The following is a 16617-nucleotide window of genomic DNA, read 5'->3' as shown; positions in this document are numbered from 1 at the left end:
AAGAATAGGTATGCCAATTAAATTTCCAGTATAAAGTCATTACTTTCGGTAAAAAGTTCTCCTGAAATTAAATATTCATAGGTTTCAAGCATTTCTTCATACCCCGGAGTATCTACATATTTTGGGATTTTATATAGCCGATCATCTTTTTTCTCAAATGGTGGTTCAACTTTTGAGTTAAATAGAAAAGGAAGAATCGTTTTATTACAACTCAAGGCTATTATATCAATAGAATATTCATCCTCATACTCATTTAAACGAGTATTAATGTTTTCGAAAAACTCCAGGGCATTAGCTAACCTGACTCGTGAGCCTGCTCTGGATTTTCCTTTGGTCTTTAGGTATTTAAGTTGGCTTTTACCTTGTTTTTTCCTTACCATATATGATTTGAAAACTTTATGATTAAGAATTTCTTCTTCATCACATAAAGCAAGTGCAGCATGTCCTGTTTCTATCAAAGCTATGATAAAGTGTCTTGAGACAGGGATAACTTCATTTTTTTCAAAAATAGTTGTTATGGGTATTCTTAAATAATCTTTGCTGCCATTTTTTAAAATTGTAAAACGCCATTTATCATCTTCAAATATCAATTCTGTATCAGAATCATTTTGGAGTTCAAATAGTAATTCATTGATCTCATCGATCTCTAATTCCTTGCGCTTCATACCCTAAAATTATAGACAATATTTCATTTATTCATACCAGTTCTTTCTTCACAATTGTACACTTATGAACAAAACGTGTACACAAATGAATACTTTTTAAAAATCATTGATTGTTAATTAACTGATTAATAGTTGGTTATGAGTTTGGTTTGATAGTTGGACTATAGCTGGTGAACAAACTAATGAGTTATGAGAACATTTTTAGGAATTTTGCTTTGGTTGATTTTATTGGCAATCTGCTGGCCACTAGCTTTATTAGTATTCTTTTTGTTTCCCATAGTTTGGGTATTATCCCTGCCATTTACAATCCTGGGTCTTTCAATTGAATTAGCATTCGATCTGTTAAAAGAATTAATTATGCTTCCATTTAAAATTCTTAATATGGCCTTTAAATAATTCCAAAAATTTAATTTTCAAACAATCATTAATAAATAGAGTTATAAAATTGAATTATTTTAATTTTAATTTTAAATTATATAATATCTACTATTTGCTAATTCAACTAAGACACTTATTTAATATTTAATTTCCAGCACTCTGTAATAATGTATTTAATTAAATATCAAATCGATCATTTAGACAACATCTGCCAAAGCATAATGGACAGATTTACAAGCGAATGGAAAAATGATTGCCTTTTGGTTGAAGATGAAGGTGTAAATGGATTTACCTATAAACTAAATTTAACTCCGGAGTTATCTTTTATGTATAATAAATTCATTACTAATGCTCCTGTAAATATTATGCGAAAATCAAATAGTTCTTCTTTTCTAATTCAAATTGATTTTCATTTAAAGGGGCAGAGTGATATAGTTTATCTTCCGGAACCTAATACCGACATTGGAAAATTAACTTCTAAAAATTTCAATGTTTTATTATCAAATTCTTATCTGGATTGCGAATTAAAGTATCACGAAGATCAGGATCATCACAATTTTTCTATAGTAGCTAATCAGGAATATATTCAACGAAATTTTCTGGATTTAATGCAGCTCAAAGAAGAATTACATAATTTGTTGACTTACCGGGATAAGCTATATTTAGGAGGTAAGGTACAGTTAAATGTCGTGGAGATTATCCATTCAATAATATCAAATTTAAATGAAGAAAAGCGAAATTATCCTTTGTTAAAATCAAAAGTTGATCAAATCCTGGCTTTATATTTTGAGTACCTTAATGATTATGATTTTAAAAGTTTACGCTTTAAAGATGTAGACAATGATTTATTGAATCATGCCATTCATATCATTAACGAAAATCTAAAAGAGGTAATTACTGTTGAAGGGCTGGCAGAAGAGCTTAAGATAAGTTCAGCAAAATTAAAAAAAATATTTTCTGAAAATCTTGATATAAGTGTTGGTAGATATATTCGTAAATCCAAACTAAAAAGAGCATATCAATGGATTGAATCAAATGAGTGTAATGTGACAGAAGCAGGAAAAAAGATAGGTTATGCTAATTTAAGTCATTTCACATCAGCTTTTAGGAAGGAATTTGGAGTATTGCCCAAAGAAGTTAAAAGTCAGGACCTTAAAAAATACTTTTAAAAAATAATTTTAAGAAGAAATTAAGTTTGGTGATCTTAAACTCACCATTTACAATTTTTGCAATCTCTTTTCCTTTGTGAGTGATTATCACCAGCTCTTTTGCTTTTTTAAGTTGATCATTGTTTTTAAGGCTTGACATCAATAGTTTAAAGGGGAGGTCAGGTGTTTTTTCTGACAAAATATCAATGTGAATTTTATCCGTTATTGTAGTATAAACTGTAATTGATTTATCCGATTTAGGAAGTCTTATTGCTGAACCTATTTCGATCTGGTTTTTTTCGAGATTATTATCCATTTTAATCACACTCTGTTTTTTGGTTAGAAATAGAATATTTCCTGGCGTTATTAAAATTATAATGCCACCATTCAGTATTAATGTGCTTAAACCCGTGTTTAGCCATTACCGTTTTAAGTAACAACCTGTTTTTTAAGACATCTTCAGGTAGATTTTTATATGTGTGATTAGCTTTCTTACCGAAAAAATCAAAATCTGTACCCATTTCTAATTCGTTTCCCTCTTCATCAACAAGAGTGATATCAACTGCTCCGCCACGATTATGAATGGAACCTCCATTATAAGGATTTGCTACATAACCCGGCTTTGGATAAATTTTCCACATTTCTTTCTGAACATCCAAAGGTCTGTAGCAATCAAAAAATTTAATCCTGTAACCTCTTTGCATAAATTCTTTATTAGCCTGGATTAATGCTTTGGCCACTTCTTTACGGATCATGCACCTGTTACAATCATAAACCTTTTTATTAATGAAGTTATTTTCGGTGGCATATCTCATGTCGTAAGCGAAATTATCTGATAGCTCGTCGATGAATACGAAAGAAGATTGGTCCTGATCATTGATGGGATACTGGACATCAAAGGAAAAAGCCAGGAGTACAAAAAAAGAAAATATTATTTTCATAGAATAAGAATAAAATGATTTCAGTCTGTTATTACAAACTTACAAATATTTAATTGACCATTTATTTAGTTAATGTAATTGTTAACTTCAGGGTGAATAATTAGTTATAAATTTTATTTTTGAAAAGAAATAATTAGTGCCGGCATAATGGAAATAAATAAAATCCCTGTTTTACCAGGCGAAGAGAAGAAGATTGATGTAAATATTGCGAAGTTGCCATCTCATTCACCAATAGATATTACGATAACAACTTATCGATCTACTAATCCCGGACCGGTATTGTTGTTAACAGGAGGGATGCATGGAGATGAGATAAACGGGGTTGAAATAATCAGAAGAATTATAGAAAGAGGCCTTCACCGGTGCTCTGCCGGATCCGTCATTTGTATTCCGGTTATTAATATATACGGATTCATTCATTTTTCAAGATATGTACCGGATGGAAAAGACGTAAATCGCTCATTCCCGGGAAATAAAAACGGGTCGTTGGCTTCCAGAATTGCTTATTACCTCATGAAGGATATTATTCCTTTGATTGATTTTGGTATTGATTTTCACACAGGAGGGGCAGACAGAACGAATTATCCCCAAGTAAGATGTAAATTAGATGATGAACGTAACAAAAAACTAGCTGAAGCCTTTTGTGCTCCATTTACACTTAGTAGTCCTTACAGACCTAATTCACTACGAAGATCTGCCGCTAAAGAAGGAAAGCATATTATAGTATATGAGGGAGGGGAGTCCTCACGATTTGATGAATTTGCCATTAACGAAGGAATACATGGTACCGTAAGATTAATGAATAAGATGGGTATGACTGATCAATATATCGATCCTGTGGATGAAACACATATTATAAAAAATTCATCTTGGGTTAGAGCAGGTAACTCAGGTGTATTTCTGTCAACCGTAAAATATGGTGAATTGGTACAGAAAAATCAGGCTGTAGGAAACATATTTGATCCATTTGGGGATTTCGAATTAAAAGTTAAAGCTCCCGCTACTGGCTACGTAATAGGTCTCAATCATAATCCTATTGTTCATCAAGGTGATGCTTTAATGCATATCGGTGTAGTAAAGCGTTGAGTAAATGTGACATTTTACTGCAAATATTTCCACATAAAACTGACAAATTTAACTTTTTAACAGGTTGATATTAAGGGTTTTGTGTCATTTTGACATTTAAAGAGACCTTCTGTCAAATTGGAATATTTTTTGCCTTAATATAAGTGTAATAGTTATGTTGAACCAAAACCAGCTAAATATGACACTTATTAGATCTAGAAGAGACATGTTTCCGACATTAAATGGATTATTTGATGATTTCTTCAATCAGGATGAAAGTTGGGGAACTGGAAATGTAATGGCGAACCGAACCTCGCTTCCGGCAGTAAATGTTAAGGAATCTGAGGACAGCTACAATATTGAATTGGCTGCACCGGGTATGAAGAAAAAAGATTTTAATATTGAGTTAGAAGATAATGTTCTAACCATATCTGCTGATAAAAAAGAACAGGAAACTGATGAGGATGAGAATTATACTCGTCGTGAGTTTCTATATACCTCATTCTTAAGAAAATTCACCCTTCCTGAATCAGCAGATGGAGAAAAAATCAAAGCTTCATACAATGATGGAGTACTAGATATCTATGTTCCTAAAAAAGAAGAGGCAAAACCAAGACCTCCAAAGAACATTGATGTATCATAAAATATTATGAGCGGGATAAAATTGTCCCGCTCTGTTTTTATATGATTATTCTCACATTAAAAGACGGGCAATATGGTCCGTTTTTTTTGTTCAATTTATTAACTTTAGTATAAACCTTTCAAGATGGATTATAAGGATTACTACGATATTTTGGGGGTAGATAAAAAGGCATCTCAGGATGAAATAAAAAAAGCATACAGGAAGCTTGCAGTTAAATACCATCCTGACAAAAACCCTGATAATAAGGCTGCTGAAGATAAATTTAAAGACATCAGTGAAGCTTATGAGGTTCTGGGTGATCCGGAAAAGAGGAAACAGTATGATAAATTAGGTAGAAACTGGAAACAGTATCAAAACGCCGGCTTTGACCCGAATGCTGCTGGAGGACCATTTGGGGGCCGGGGAGGAGGCTTTGAATATCAATTTCAGGGTGATCCATCTGAATTCTTTGGTGGAAGTGGATTTTCTGACTTCTTTGAATCTTTCTTCGGAGGTGGTGGCAGACGATCCTCAGGAAGAAGCCGTGGAGGTTTTGGAGGCTTTGGTGAACAAAATGTTCTAGGAAGTGACTTGTCTGGAGATCTGAACATCTCACTTCATGAGGCATATCAGGGTACTGAGCGGATCATTACGGTGGGCTCTGAAAAGATCAAAGTGAAAATTAAGCCCGGTGCTTACGAAGGACTCAAGTTAAGAATAAAAGGTAAAGGTCAGCCAGGCCCTACGGGAACACGAGGAAATCTGATCTTAAATGTTAAAGTCAGGGAAGACAGCAGGTATAGCAGAAAAGGTGATGATCTTTATCTCGACCATGAAGTAGATATTTTTACGATGATGCTTGGTGGTGGTACTGAAGTGGATACTTTATCTGGTAAAGTGAAGATCAAACTTCCTGAAGCGACTCAAAATGGCAAAACTTTTCGACTTAAAGGAAAAGGTATGCCTGTGTATGGAAAGCAAAGCAAAGGTGATCTTTACGTTAAAATACAAGCGAAATTACCAGAAAAATTAAATAGTGAGCAAAAAGAAATTCTTAAAAATTTTAAAGCAAGTTTTAGTGAACAATATGTATAAACAGCAACCGAATACAAATTATGATCTATGAAATTATAAATTACGGAACAGTGCGGGCTAATCCTACTTTTAGTCGGTTTGAAGAGGCGCTAAGGGATAAAAACTTGTCTTATAATGCTTCAAATATAATTGAAATAACTGGTAAAGATGTCTCGCAGGATATGTCTGAGGCAATAAATAAAGCCATTAAAGTCTGTATGAATAGCGGTATTCCCGTAGAAGAACACTTCAGGAAATATTTTATTTCTGATGATAACATGCATACCCTTTCACCAGACTGGAAACTTTCTAAATTTGCTTATACGTTGGTGTTATTAAATAAAGCTCCTGATCATCCATATGTAAGTCAGTTACAGGCACAGATGATCAAAGAATTTATTGACAGGCATTAATTATTAGATTTAAAGATCATCTATTCTTTCTCCTAATGTGGGGATTAGTTCATGGATTTTATTGACCAGAAATTCCCTGAGATTAGTGCCTGTTTTATTTTCTATTTTCCTTCCATCTATTTCTTTAACAGGAGTTAATTCACCCATTGTGCCTGTGCAGAAAACTTCATCACCATTGTAAAATTCATTGATTGAAAGGTTTTTCTCGATTACTTCATGGCCCGAGTCTTTTGCTACATCAATTACTAAACCACGGGTAATTCCCGGTAAGCACGCATCAGCATGAGGAGTATAGATTTTGTTTTTATGGACCATAAACAGATTTGTGTCATTTAGTTCTGATACAAAACCATTTGTGTCCAACATTACCCCGGCATCGACACCTGCAAAATTTGCCTGGACTTTGGCAAGAATGTTATTTAACAAATTATTATGATGAATTTTACTATCAAGATGTCTTGGTGAATTTCTTTGAATAGAGGAGGTGATCACTCTTATGCCATTTTCATTATCATACACCAGTGGTTTCCATTCTGCAAGGATAATCAGGTTAGCGCCCATCGTGTTTAACCTTGGGTCCATTCCTGAAGTGATCTTTTCTCCTCTTGTAAGGGTAAGCCTGACATGAGTTTGATCCGTCATACCATTTGCTTTCAAGGTATCAGCAAGGGCTTTTTTAATATATTTTCTATCGGGGATATCCTCGAACGCCAATGCCTTTGCTGAATATTCAAGCCTCTCAAGATGTTGGTCAAGACAAAATACATGACCATCGTATATCCGCAGTCCTTCCCACACGCCATCTCCGCCTTGTACAATGCTGTCAAAAACAGATACTTTAGCTTCATTACGTGGATACAGCTTATTTCCTACCCAAACTTTAATGTCCTTGTTCTTTGGATTAAATTCTTGTAACATGAGTTATTTAATAGCGTGTTTTAATAATTCTTTATAGTATTCAATCGACTGCAAATAAAGAGAATAATATTTTTCATCAACATCTTTAGGCTTTTCCATCTTATGCTTTAATCCTGCGCTTTTATGGACATTATTATACCAGTATTTTGCCCATATGCCATCTTCCTGACGTGGGCCAGGTTGCCAGGTTAGCATAGAACTTTGATATTCAATACCAAGAGCATCACAAATTTTTATTAATGAAGACTCAGGATCTCCAAGAACAATTCCCGAATCAATAACCAGTGGATTTTGTTCTTTTTTGATAAGCTGTTCATAGAGCCTGAGTGAGTAACTATAACCGATCTCTTTTTCCGGAATATGATCCACAACTTTTGAAAATGAAGCAATAATGTGAGATGGTTCACGGATAAGAAAGACATTATGCATTTTATTCATAAAGTCCGTATTAAGCCCTTGAATATGTTTTGCCATATCTTTTATAAACAAAACCGGGGTCTTTTTAGCAGCAGAATATAGATTTTTGATCACTATTTCAGGATCAGTTTCCATTGAATTCAATATCTCTTCCTTTCCAGGGTGATCTATATCAGAATGTTTTAAATAATAACCATAAAAAGGTTCGTCGATTACGGTGGTATCACTTCGTTGTGCAAAGGCATACATCATTGCTGTGGAGATATTCCGGGGACCGGAAATCAGATGGATAATCTTCATTTACAGGTGATTAAAAAGTTTTTGAAGTCTGAAAGTTTTTAGGAGTATAGCCGGTTTCGTGTTTAAATGCTTTTATAAAATGAGAAAGGTTTTCAAAACCACAGGCATAACAGACAGCAGTAATATTTTGAGATGTGTTTTTCAATTCATTTTTAGCAAGTTTGATTCTTTCTTTAAGAATATACTGAGCAGGCGTAATGCCCATAGATTCTTTAAATTTTTTAAAAAATGTAGCTCTGCTCATGCAGGCAGTTTCTGCTACTTTTGCAAGATCAATATTATTTCTGAGGTTAGCTTTTATAAACTGGATTGCAGCAGCAAGACTATTATTTCCTGCTAATTGAGTATATGAGGACTCAAAAACGACCCTGGCCTGAGTCTGCATTAGTCTGACCAGCATTTCTTTTAAAGTAAGATCGATCATTATATCCTTAATTTTACCTTTTTCACTCTTTGTGATTCTGACAATTCGGTTAATTGCATCAGCAAGGTCAAAATTATTATTAAGATGGAAAATTGACGGATCAACATCCCAATCACCCCATGAATCTTCTTTTGGATGAAGTTCATTCAGTTTATCTATTGTGTCCAGAATAATCTCATCTGATATGGTTAAAGCGATACATTGAGTTGGGTTTCCCTTTTGAGCTTCAGGAAAATCGATATTCATTAATTCACCCGGAGGCAATATTACAGATTCACCTGGCAGGTATTCAAATGAAGGTTTATCGGGTAATGTCATGATTTTCTTTCCACTAAGCATACTTGTAAACACAAAATGATCAAAAACCAGGTTTACATTTTCAACTGTCTGATGAGTTTCAAATAAGTTTAATTCACATGAATCGAATGAATAGGAAGTCCTGTTTTCCACAAGAGTGAGTAAAGACCTTTTTTCATTAAAAGGGAAAGGATCTATCAGATGCTTTTTCACAGGTTTTAGCAGGTTAGGATTTATTTTAATGTAATATTTTTTTTGATCATAATCCACTAATTATAGGTTTTTGGTTGGAATATAATATTGAATTTCGGGTCAAATGCAGACTAATAGAGTATAGAAACAGACTGTGGGCAAAGTTTAGATTAAATAATTGGATGATATTGGAATATTTAATACTAAAAATAACCCCAAACATGAAAACAGCAACTAAAAAACAAACGGTGGTCGACCGCCCCCAATTTAAACCTCATTATGATCATTTCATAGGAGGTAAATGGGTGGCACCGGCAAGCGGAGAATATTTTGATAATATCAGTCCGATTGATGGAGAGGCGTTCACCAGGGCAGCACGTGGTAATAAAGACGATGTCGAAAAAGCAATTGATGCTGCACATAAGGCATTCCAAACATGGTCCAAAACGCCTGCAGCTGAAAGAGCAAAAGTACTTCTTGATATCGCGGATATCATTGAAGAAAACCTCGAACATCTGGCCAGGGTAGAAACTATCGACAATGGTAAAGCATTAAGAGAAACAAGAGCAGCAGATCTTCCATTGTGTGTTGATCATTTCAGATATTTTGCCGGAGCAATTCGTGCTGATGAATCAACTATTTCAGAGCATGATCCAAATACGGTTAGTATTAACTTGCAGGAACCTCTAGGTGTTGTTGGTCAGATAATACCCTGGAATTTCCCATTATTAATGGCGACCTGGAAAATCGCTCCTGCACTTGCTGCCGGATGCTGTACTGTAGTTAAGCCTGCAGAGCAGACCCCTACGAGCATCATGATACTTATGGATCTTATTAAAGATATAGTTCCTGACGGAGTAATTAATATCGTTACCGGATATGGTCCTGAGGCAGGAAAGCCCTTAGCTACATCTTCAAGAATTTCGAAAGTAGCCTTTACAGGGGAAACCACAACAGGTAGATTAATTATGCAGTATGCATCTGAAAATCTAATTCCTGTAACAATGGAGTTAGGAGGTAAATCTCCTAATATCTTCATGCCGAGTATCATGGAAGCCGATGATGAGTTTTTTGATAAATGCATCGAAGGGGCCGTAATGTTTGCGCTGAATCAGGGAGAGGTATGCACCTGTCCATCAAGAATACTTGTTCATGAATCCATTTATGATGCTTTTATGGACAGAGTAGTTAAACGTACAAAGGCTATCAAAATGGGACATCCTCTTGCTGAAGATACAATGATGGGTGCTCAGGCTTCCAATGACCAGTTTGAGAAGATTCTTTCTTATCTGGATATAGGTAAGCAAGAAGGCGCAGAGGTTTTATGTGGGGGTAAGAAAGCTAAATTAGATGGAGATTTGGAAAATGGGTTTTATATCGAACCGACAATTTTCAAAGGGCACAATAAGATGCGTGTTTTTCAGGAAGAAATATTTGGTCCTGTTACATGCGTAACAACCTTTAAAGATATGGATGAGGCGATAGAAATTGCCAATGATACCCTGTACGGCTTAGGAGCAGGATTATGGACAAGAGATGCACATGAGATCTATCAAATGCCACGTGCGATTAAAGCAGGAAGAGTCTGGGTGAATTGTTACCATGCTTATCCGGCACATGCTCCGTTTGGAGGTTATAAAAAATCCGGTTTTGGTAGAGAAAACCATAAGATGATGTTGAATCACTATCGCAACACCAAAAATATGTTGATTTCATACGACAAGAATAAGTTGGGTTTCTTTTAATAGGGTGAATTTGCGTGGTAAGTAAAAGAATGAGAAGGTTTATTGCCTTCTCTTCTTTTTAATTTATAACAATCATGGGAAAAGTAGAAAAAATCGGAATAACAAAAGATGCTTCAAAGGTTATTGATCAATTAAAAGATCGATTTGGCCCCTTAATGTTTCATCAGAGTGGAGGATGCTGTGATGGGTCATCACCGATGTGCTTCGAAGATGGAGATTTTAAAGTAGGGGAAAGCGATATTTTGCTGGGTGAGGTAGATGATTGTAAATTTTATATGTCTAAAGATCAATATGAATACTGGAAACATACCCATTTGACACTTGATGTTACCAAGGGTAGAGGATCGAGTTTTTCATTAGAAATACCACTTGGGATCAGGTTTATAATCCGTTCAAGGTTATTTACAGAAGATGAAGTGAACCAACTAAAAGAAGCCGGTGAACTCTGAGTAATATTTAAGGTGAATCAGACAATTAATATTTAATAATAAAGTTCTTTATTTAAGATAAATATTTGTACATTTGCAACGTAGTAATATTATTAAACAATCAAACCTATTTTGTATTTCAGGTTTTTTGATTAGATTTATTCCTACCAGGACATAATTGATTCACAGGATAAGCTCTCTCAATTAATATTGTTTCAAGTATTATTTTCTGAATCCCCGGAAGCTGGTTTTACCAGAAATATTCCATATGTCAATAATCCGGAAAAGCCGGGTTGTTTATTTAAAATTCAAAGAATAGTTCATGGCAAGATCTCAAAACAGCTTTATTAAAAGGCAAAAAGAGAAAAAGAAGTTACAAAAGAAAAAAGAAAAAGAAGAGAGGAAGAAGGAACGCCAGGAAAATAATGACAAAGGTGGTGATTTGGAGGATATGTTAGCTTATGTTGACGAAAATGGAAATATAACAACTACTCCACCCGAGGAAAGAGAAGAGAAAAAGGAGAAGAAAGAGCAGAGAAGGGATCAATCAAGGCCTAATAGAAAAGAGAATTACTAATAACAATTAATATATAATGGAAGGTACAGTTAAGTTTTTTAATGAAACCAAAGGTTTCGGTTTCATTAAACCATCAGATTCAAGTGAAGACATTTTCGTACACGCATCAGGTTTGATCGATGAGATCAGAGAAGATGATCACGTAGAGTTCGAACTTGAGCAAGGAAGAAAAGGCATGAATGCAGTAAATGTTCGAGTTATTGATTAATAACTCCACTAGTTTATATATTCAAAGTCATTACAAAGCAGCCTCAGGCTGCTTTTTTTTATTTAGTATAGATTAGATAACATTTGTTAATGTCCTAATTCTCCAAATTTCCCTTTTCCCAGGATCTGACTTTTTTATTTGCTTCATCAAAAAGTCTGATATAATTTTCTTTGGTTACTTTATTTTTAGCTTCAGGAGTTAATTTATCCCAAAGTGGTTGATACATATTATATACTGCTAAATACATCTCTTTAGAATCTGGTGCTACAACATCAGTTCCAAATAAAAACCTATCCGGATATTTATTTATTAGATCAGCTGTTTTTTGTAAGTTTTCCGGACTCGAAACTACGTATTTAGCTACTTCATCCCATGATATATCAAAATGTAAATTTTTAAACTCATCCAAAGTCAACGCTTTTTCGATGATTTCCAGGTGCCCCGGAGTTCTTTCGCCTGGTGAAACGGCACCGCTTTTTGCAGGATGAACTACTCTTCCCAAACCTGTGTGAGCCCATATTATTGTAGTATTTGGATGCCTGCTAAACAGATCACGCATTTGCTTTACATAGGTAGGTAATTGATTTGGCTTTTGAAACGGAACATCTATATCACTATGTAAAATAATAAGTAAGCCAGACTCTTCACAAAAATCCAAAATCTTATCAAGCGCAGGATTATTAAGACTTGCTGTTGGACCTGCTACTTTAGCAGAAACAAATTCCTTATGAATAGAAAATTCTCCAATACCACTGAATACACCCGGAAAAGTTTTTAATACTCTCTTTATGTGATCTACGGCATACATATCAGCCGGATTAAATCCAGTAATCATTGGATCAAATCTTTTCTTCTGTTCCTCAGATAAAGATTTATAGGCCATCGCAATATGTGCATCAGTAAATGAATAGTAATAAAGGGGGGCGTCGGTTTGAAGATAATATCCCGGTGCATAGTCACCTGTATTTTCATATGCCCAGGTTTGCTGTAATGGTATTCCAAATAAAGCCACTCTACCGACATCGTCACCCATTATTTTTAGGAATTCCTCGATGTCCGTACCTTTTTGAATATAGTTAGTCAGGTGAAAATGAGAATCATTGTATAAGTAATCATTCTGTGCATCGATGTATTGGACAGAAATAAATAATATTCCAATGAAAAAAGCAGTGATTTTCATAATAGAATTATTTAACTGTGAAAAGATTAACTCCTAATTTTCTCGAAACCTCTATTATAGCTCGTACCCCACGAACGCTATTGCCAGCAACATCAAGTCGGGGAGAAAATGCTGCAATTCCAAACCTGCCAGGAGCTACGGCAATTACACCTCCACCCACACCGCTTTTTCCAGGTAATCCTACATAATATAGCCAAAGCCCAGAATCATCATATAATCCCGCAGTACACATTACTGCCATAATATGGGGTAGGTATTTTTCATCAATTATTTTCTCATTTGTTTGTGGATTAACTCCTCCATTAGCCAGGGTAGCACTCATCACTGCTAAATCATGAGAATTGACGCTGATAGCACATTGTTTTGTGTATATATCAGTAGCTTCCACAGGATCATAATACATTCTGCCATATGCTTCCAGTAAATGAGCAATAGCACGGTTTCTATTATTTGTTGCTGCTTCTGATTCATAAACTTCCTGATCCACATCGAGGTCTCTTCCTGCAAACTTGCTGAAAGTTGAAATTATGTTATTCCATTTTTCATCATAGGTATTACCCTCGACTAAGCTTGTTGTAGCGATTGCCCCTGCATTCACGCACGAATTCGATGGTCTGTCAGGTTGAGTTTCAATAGCGACAATTGAATTAAATGGTCGACCAGTAGCGTTTACTCCAATCGTATCTGGAATAGCATTAATGCCCAATCTTTGCATAACCATTGCTAAGGTGAAAACTTTACTGATTGATTGGATGGAAAAACGGTGTTCGGAATCTCCAATGTCATAAATTTCTCCATCTACAGTGCAAATTGAAATACCGAATAAATCAGATGGAACTTCAGCTAGCACGGGTATATAATCCGCATTAGCCCCATCCTTATTTTGAAGTAATTTTTCATGAGCCTCTTGCAGGGCTTCATTATATTCATCTGCAGAAAAGGTAGCTTTTTGAGCTAGAGAAGGTATTATGCAAAATGTACAAAGCAATAATACAATTATGTGCCTGTAAAGACTGATTTTGAATTGAATATTATCCATAACTTTTATATTTAAAATTTAGAAACCGAATTGTGCTTGAAATCTTATTGAACTTTGAGGTCCGTAAGAAGATTCGATAACACCTAACTGGCCATCGGGCTGAACTAAGGTGTTATTGACTGGATTGGTTAAATGATTATATTCCAGTGTAAATCTATAGCGATTTGACCATGTAAAAGGGTAGAGGCTAATACCTATTCCCGGGCTGACATAATCTTCGGTGATATCTTCCCTGTCTCCATCAGAAATGTAATCAAATCGTACATATGAAAACCATTTTTTAGAAAGCCAGTAGCCAAAAGTGCTATATACACCACCAGTAGTATTGTCATTTGCGACACCTTCATCAAATTGAAGGCTAGTCAAAATTCCCTGCGTAAAGAAATGAAATCCATCACCAGAAATACTAAGGTCTAAATTCACCTGGGTACCACTCTTTGGATCGGTAAGTCTGGCCTCATCATCCCTTCTAAATAACTGGCCTACACCAAGACCGGCCATCACTCCATAAGGTTGACCCTTTCTCCCAAGCATATCTCCCCAGATACCCCAATTATCTCCGACAATGTTATATTCAAGTCTTGTAGTAAGAGTCAGATCGGAATCTCTTGGTGCCGGGAAAGTTCTTCTTCCTCCATATGCACCATTTCCTATCCCAAACCAATATCTGAATTTATCTGAAGTGGTATGACCAAATTGAAATCCAAAGGAGGACCAGAGGGCATAGGTAAAATCATTTGCTGAAAATTCTATTGCAGCTAGATCCTGGGGATATATCCAGTCTTCACGACCCAATGCCATAAATTGACGTCCTATTCTTAAATACATGCCATTTTCAATATTATATTGAAGGTATGCAACAAAAAACTCGAAATTTCCTGATGGATTAATATTTGTTCTGAAGTGGTAATAAAATTTGTCGGTGTAATTGCCTTCGAAAAATAATCTTGTCCTGGCTAAATTATAACCCCTGCTAATATTGTCAATAGAATCGGGGACATCATTTCTAATATTAAAATTGTAACGAAACTGGGTATATAATCCCAGGTTTAAAGTAAAATCCCCATTGTTTGATTTAACATACATCGGGTGAAATTGTGTTGTGTCAAATCCAGCATTTTGAGCTAATAGGCATGGGGATAGAAGGAATATGAAGGTACAATATAGTACAACTAGAAAATTGTTATTTTTACATGTCTTCATTTTGATACTGATTTAGCGTTATTATTAAAATCTTATTTCTGCTGTGACCATCAATGTATTTCCTGTGGCTCCAAGTAATAGAGGATAGCTTAAGTAGCCTACAGGACTATTTTTCACATACATGAATTCAGGGTTGATTCTAAAAACTTCATTATTAAAGGGATAAATATTTAACCCGACACCATAATCATAAGGATCTCCATTATTTCCATAGATTTTGGAATAATAGCCATAAAGCATTAATGTTTTCTTAATGATCATTTTTGATGCCTGAACCTGAAAACCATTATCTTCAAATTCAGTGTATGGAATACGCCCATTAGCTTCAATATTAGATATCCAGCGGAAATAAAATTCACTAAATAGTGAAAATCCATGATATTTTATAGCGAAATGGGGGGATAACATTTCATATTTGGCTTTTGTTACCAGAATATTTTGTTCAAATGTACCATTGGAAAAAAGGGTTCTTCCATCGGAAAGTCTGATTTGTGAATTTTCAGGATCTTCAGTTCCTGGTTGCGACTGGTCAGTCTCATTGCTTCGTGTGAAGGCTGTTGAAATTTTAAAGGCGGGTTTCTCTGAGTAATTAAAATCGCCAAATCTAGCTATTCGTCCAAAATTTTCAGTTGCGTAATAGATCAATCCACTAAAAGTATCAAAACCATCATCTAATTGTCCGGCATCAATACCCAATTGAGAAAGATTGTTACCAAGCATTGCCTTGTAATATAAATTATCTATGATCTTGCCCTGAGCCCAAATACCGGTTGTAAATGATGCCCGAAAAAACTCTTCACTAATTGGTCGTGCATCGGTCCTTAACCACCCTGGAAATTGACCATGTAAAGATCTGGTGCTTGGCAAGCCTGTTATCCCAACACCAATATCCAAATATTCATTAATTTTATACTGTAAATTACCTCCTACAACAACCTGTGCTCCTAATCCTAAACTGGTATTAGATGTCCAAACATATAATATATACCTGAATTTAGGAGTGTGAACAAAACCATTGAAGTAAATCATTATTTTTTGAAATTGAATATCATTTCTGGGATCGAGTGTTATTTGGTTCCCATTATTAAATGTGTAGGTGTCATTTTTATAAAATTGATTTAGATATCTTATTTGTCCATAAAAGCTGAAATTTGCAGAAGCAAATTTCCCTTTATATATACTAACTCCTTCTCCGGGCTTATGTAAATCAATATTCGATGTATCCGAAGAATAGGGTACAGAAGGTATTTGTGAATAGACGGGGCATGAGAATAAAACAAAAAAAATAATATTCCAGCGTAAATTCATATGTGTAGAAGTAAATGTTATTTTCCTATGAATTGTTATTTAATATAAATAATTATGATTATTAAAAAAATTAAA

General features: G+C 34.8%; 20 protein-coding genes. 10 read left to right on the top strand and 10 right to left on the bottom strand.

Annotated elements, in window-relative coordinates:
* Window positions 1-17 precede the first annotated feature (17 nt).
* Window positions 18-665, bottom strand: a complete 648-nt coding sequence (locus tag OO013_RS10020) for a VLRF1 family release factor (RefSeq protein ID WP_266056668.1) — start codon at window positions 663-665, stop codon at window positions 18-20.
* Between the two features lie 189 nt (window positions 666-854).
* On the opposite strand from OO013_RS10020, the gene OO013_RS10015 reads away from it, so the two are divergent.
* Both OO013_RS10015 and OO013_RS10010 read left to right on the top strand, forming a co-directional pair.
* Window positions 855-1061, top strand: coding sequence for a hypothetical protein (locus tag OO013_RS10015; protein ID WP_266056667.1), 207 nt, complete (start codon window positions 855-857; stop codon window positions 1059-1061).
* Window positions 1062-1264: 203 nt separating this feature from the next.
* Window positions 1265-2212, top strand: a complete 948-nt coding sequence (locus tag OO013_RS10010; protein ID WP_266056666.1) for a helix-turn-helix transcriptional regulator — start codon at window positions 1265-1267, stop codon at window positions 2210-2212.
* Here the strand turns inward: OO013_RS10010 and OO013_RS10005 are convergent.
* Complete coding sequence (locus OO013_RS10005; RefSeq protein ID WP_266056665.1) at window positions 2196-2507, bottom strand: hypothetical protein; 312 nt, start codon at window positions 2505-2507, stop codon at window positions 2196-2198. The genes OO013_RS10010 and OO013_RS10005 overlap by 17 nt on opposite strands.
* 1 nt (window position 2508) lies before the next feature.
* Entirely contained in the window at window positions 2509-3132 is a 624-nt protein-coding gene (ddpX, locus tag OO013_RS10000) for a D-alanyl-D-alanine dipeptidase (RefSeq protein WP_266056664.1), read from the bottom strand.
* 147 nt (window positions 3133-3279) lie between these two features.
* Between ddpX and OO013_RS09995 the strand changes: the two genes are divergently transcribed.
* The 4 genes from OO013_RS09995 to OO013_RS09980 all read left to right on the top strand — a co-directional run bounded on the left by OO013_RS09995 (window position 3280) and on the right by OO013_RS09980 (window position 6306).
* The gene (locus tag OO013_RS09995) at window positions 3280-4218 is read left to right on the top strand and encodes a succinylglutamate desuccinylase/aspartoacylase family protein (protein WP_266056663.1); all 939 of its coding nucleotides are present in this window, start codon (window positions 3280-3282) and stop codon (window positions 4216-4218) included.
* A gap of 178 nt (window positions 4219-4396) precedes the next feature.
* Window positions 4397-4840 carry an Hsp20/alpha crystallin family protein gene (locus OO013_RS09990; RefSeq protein ID WP_266056662.1) on the top strand — a complete coding sequence of 148 codons (444 nt, stop codon included), beginning with the start codon at window positions 4397-4399 and terminating at the stop codon, window positions 4838-4840.
* 123 nt (window positions 4841-4963) lie between these two features.
* Entirely contained in the window at window positions 4964-5914 is a 951-nt protein-coding gene (locus OO013_RS09985; protein WP_266056661.1) for a DnaJ C-terminal domain-containing protein, read from the top strand.
* Between the two features lie 20 nt (window positions 5915-5934).
* A complete protein-coding gene (locus tag OO013_RS09980; RefSeq protein ID WP_266056660.1) occupies window positions 5935-6306 on the top strand; it encodes a hypothetical protein in 372 nt (123 codons plus the stop codon).
* Window positions 6307-6315: 9 nt separating this feature from the next.
* On the opposite strand, the gene OO013_RS09975 is transcribed toward OO013_RS09980, so the two are convergent.
* Genes OO013_RS09975 through OO013_RS09965 form a run of 3 tightly spaced genes read right to left on the bottom strand, consistent with a single transcriptional unit; the run spans window position 6316 to window position 8875 of the window.
* Entirely contained in the window at window positions 6316-7224 is a 909-nt protein-coding gene (locus OO013_RS09975; protein ID WP_266056659.1) for an aminotransferase class IV, read from the bottom strand.
* Window positions 7225-7227: 3 nt separating this feature from the next.
* Window positions 7228-7941, bottom strand: coding sequence for a sulfotransferase-like domain-containing protein (locus OO013_RS09970; protein WP_266056658.1), 714 nt, complete (start codon window positions 7939-7941; stop codon window positions 7228-7230).
* A 10-nt stretch (window positions 7942-7951) separates the two neighbouring features.
* Window positions 7952-8875 (bottom strand): AraC family transcriptional regulator, encoded by a 924-nt coding sequence (locus tag OO013_RS09965; RefSeq protein ID WP_266056657.1) that lies wholly within the window; start codon window positions 8873-8875, stop codon window positions 7952-7954.
* Between the two features lie 200 nt (window positions 8876-9075).
* On the opposite strand from OO013_RS09965, the gene OO013_RS09960 reads away from it, so the two are divergent.
* The 4 genes from OO013_RS09960 (at window position 9076) to OO013_RS09945 (ending at window position 11812) form a co-directional block, all read left to right on the top strand.
* The gene (locus OO013_RS09960; RefSeq protein ID WP_266056656.1) at window positions 9076-10599 is read left to right on the top strand and encodes an aldehyde dehydrogenase family protein; all 1524 of its coding nucleotides are present in this window, start codon (window positions 9076-9078) and stop codon (window positions 10597-10599) included.
* A gap of 74 nt (window positions 10600-10673) precedes the next feature.
* Window positions 10674-11048, top strand: coding sequence for a DUF779 domain-containing protein (locus OO013_RS09955; RefSeq protein WP_266056655.1), 375 nt, complete (start codon window positions 10674-10676; stop codon window positions 11046-11048).
* A 301-nt stretch (window positions 11049-11349) separates the two neighbouring features.
* Complete coding sequence (locus OO013_RS09950; RefSeq protein WP_266056654.1) at window positions 11350-11604, top strand: cold-shock protein; 255 nt, start codon at window positions 11350-11352, stop codon at window positions 11602-11604.
* Window positions 11605-11617: 13 nt separating this feature from the next.
* Window positions 11618-11812: a cold-shock protein gene (locus OO013_RS09945; protein ID WP_137090742.1), complete on the top strand. Its 195-nt coding sequence runs from the start codon at window positions 11618-11620 to the stop codon at window positions 11810-11812.
* A gap of 94 nt (window positions 11813-11906) precedes the next feature.
* On the opposite strand, the gene OO013_RS09940 is transcribed toward OO013_RS09945, so the two are convergent.
* From OO013_RS09940 to OO013_RS09925, 4 genes are read right to left on the bottom strand one after another with little or no spacing between them, the layout of a single operon-like run.
* Window positions 11907-12992: an amidohydrolase family protein gene (locus OO013_RS09940; RefSeq protein WP_266056653.1), complete on the bottom strand. Its 1086-nt coding sequence runs from the start codon at window positions 12990-12992 to the stop codon at window positions 11907-11909.
* A 7-nt stretch (window positions 12993-12999) separates the two neighbouring features.
* Complete coding sequence (gene glsA, locus OO013_RS09935) at window positions 13000-14031, bottom strand: glutaminase A (protein WP_266056652.1); 1032 nt, start codon at window positions 14029-14031, stop codon at window positions 13000-13002.
* A gap of 18 nt (window positions 14032-14049) precedes the next feature.
* Window positions 14050-15234 carry a putative porin gene (locus OO013_RS09930; protein WP_266056651.1) on the bottom strand — a complete coding sequence of 395 codons (1185 nt, stop codon included), beginning with the start codon at window positions 15232-15234 and terminating at the stop codon, window positions 14050-14052.
* Window positions 15235-15258: 24 nt separating this feature from the next.
* The gene (locus OO013_RS09925) at window positions 15259-16542 is read right to left on the bottom strand and encodes a hypothetical protein (protein WP_266056650.1); all 1284 of its coding nucleotides are present in this window, start codon (window positions 16540-16542) and stop codon (window positions 15259-15261) included.
* Window positions 16543-16617 lie beyond the last annotated feature (75 nt).

The sequence above is a fragment of the Mangrovivirga halotolerans genome, assembly GCF_026241165.1.
GTDB classification, from domain to species: domain Bacteria; phylum Bacteroidota; class Bacteroidia; order Cytophagales; family Cyclobacteriaceae; genus Mangrovivirga; species Mangrovivirga halotolerans.
The sequence above is the reverse complement of the archived record's forward strand: the minus strand, read 5'-3'. Positions and strand labels throughout refer to the sequence as shown.

Excerpts from the sequence above, each read along its gene's own strand:
- OO013_RS09990 (WP_266056662.1), top strand. The coding sequence starts at position 4,397 with ATGACACTTATTAGATCTAGAAGAGACATGTTTCCGACATTAAATGGA.
- OO013_RS09985 (WP_266056661.1), top strand. The coding sequence starts at position 4,964 with ATGGATTATAAGGATTACTACGATATTTTGGGGGTAGATAAAAAGGCA.
- OO013_RS09975 (WP_266056659.1), bottom strand. The coding sequence starts at position 7,224 with ATGTTACAAGAATTTAATCCAAAGAACAAGGACATTAAAGTTTGGGTA.
- glsA (WP_266056652.1), bottom strand. The coding sequence starts at position 14,031 with ATGGATAATATTCAATTCAAAATCAGTCTTTACAGGCACATAATTGTA.
- OO013_RS10020 (WP_266056668.1), bottom strand. The coding sequence starts at position 665 with ATGAAGCGCAAGGAATTAGAGATCGATGAGATCAATGAATTACTATTT.
- OO013_RS09970 (WP_266056658.1), bottom strand. The coding sequence starts at position 7,941 with ATGAAGATTATCCATCTGATTTCCGGTCCCCGGAATATCTCCACAGCA.
- OO013_RS09940 (WP_266056653.1), bottom strand. The coding sequence starts at position 12,992 with ATGAAAATCACTGCTTTTTTCATTGGAATATTATTTATTTCTGTCCAA.
- OO013_RS09925 (WP_266056650.1), bottom strand. The coding sequence starts at position 16,542 with ATGAATTTACGCTGGAATATTATTTTTTTTGTTTTATTCTCATGCCCC.
- OO013_RS09950 (WP_266056654.1), top strand. The coding sequence starts at position 11,350 with ATGGCAAGATCTCAAAACAGCTTTATTAAAAGGCAAAAAGAGAAAAAG.
- OO013_RS10005 (WP_266056665.1), bottom strand. The coding sequence starts at position 2,507 with ATGGATAATAATCTCGAAAAAAACCAGATCGAAATAGGTTCAGCAATA.
- OO013_RS10010 (WP_266056666.1), top strand. The coding sequence starts at position 1,265 with ATGGACAGATTTACAAGCGAATGGAAAAATGATTGCCTTTTGGTTGAA.
- ddpX (WP_266056664.1), bottom strand. The coding sequence starts at position 3,132 with ATGAAAATAATATTTTCTTTTTTTGTACTCCTGGCTTTTTCCTTTGAT.
- OO013_RS10015 (WP_266056667.1), top strand. The coding sequence starts at position 855 with ATGAGAACATTTTTAGGAATTTTGCTTTGGTTGATTTTATTGGCAATC.
- OO013_RS09955 (WP_266056655.1), top strand. The coding sequence starts at position 10,674 with ATGGGAAAAGTAGAAAAAATCGGAATAACAAAAGATGCTTCAAAGGTT.
- OO013_RS09960 (WP_266056656.1), top strand. The coding sequence starts at position 9,076 with ATGAAAACAGCAACTAAAAAACAAACGGTGGTCGACCGCCCCCAATTT.
- OO013_RS09980 (WP_266056660.1), top strand. The coding sequence starts at position 5,935 with ATGATCTATGAAATTATAAATTACGGAACAGTGCGGGCTAATCCTACT.
- OO013_RS09995 (WP_266056663.1), top strand. The coding sequence starts at position 3,280 with ATGGAAATAAATAAAATCCCTGTTTTACCAGGCGAAGAGAAGAAGATT.
- OO013_RS09930 (WP_266056651.1), bottom strand. The coding sequence starts at position 15,234 with ATGAAGACATGTAAAAATAACAATTTTCTAGTTGTACTATATTGTACC.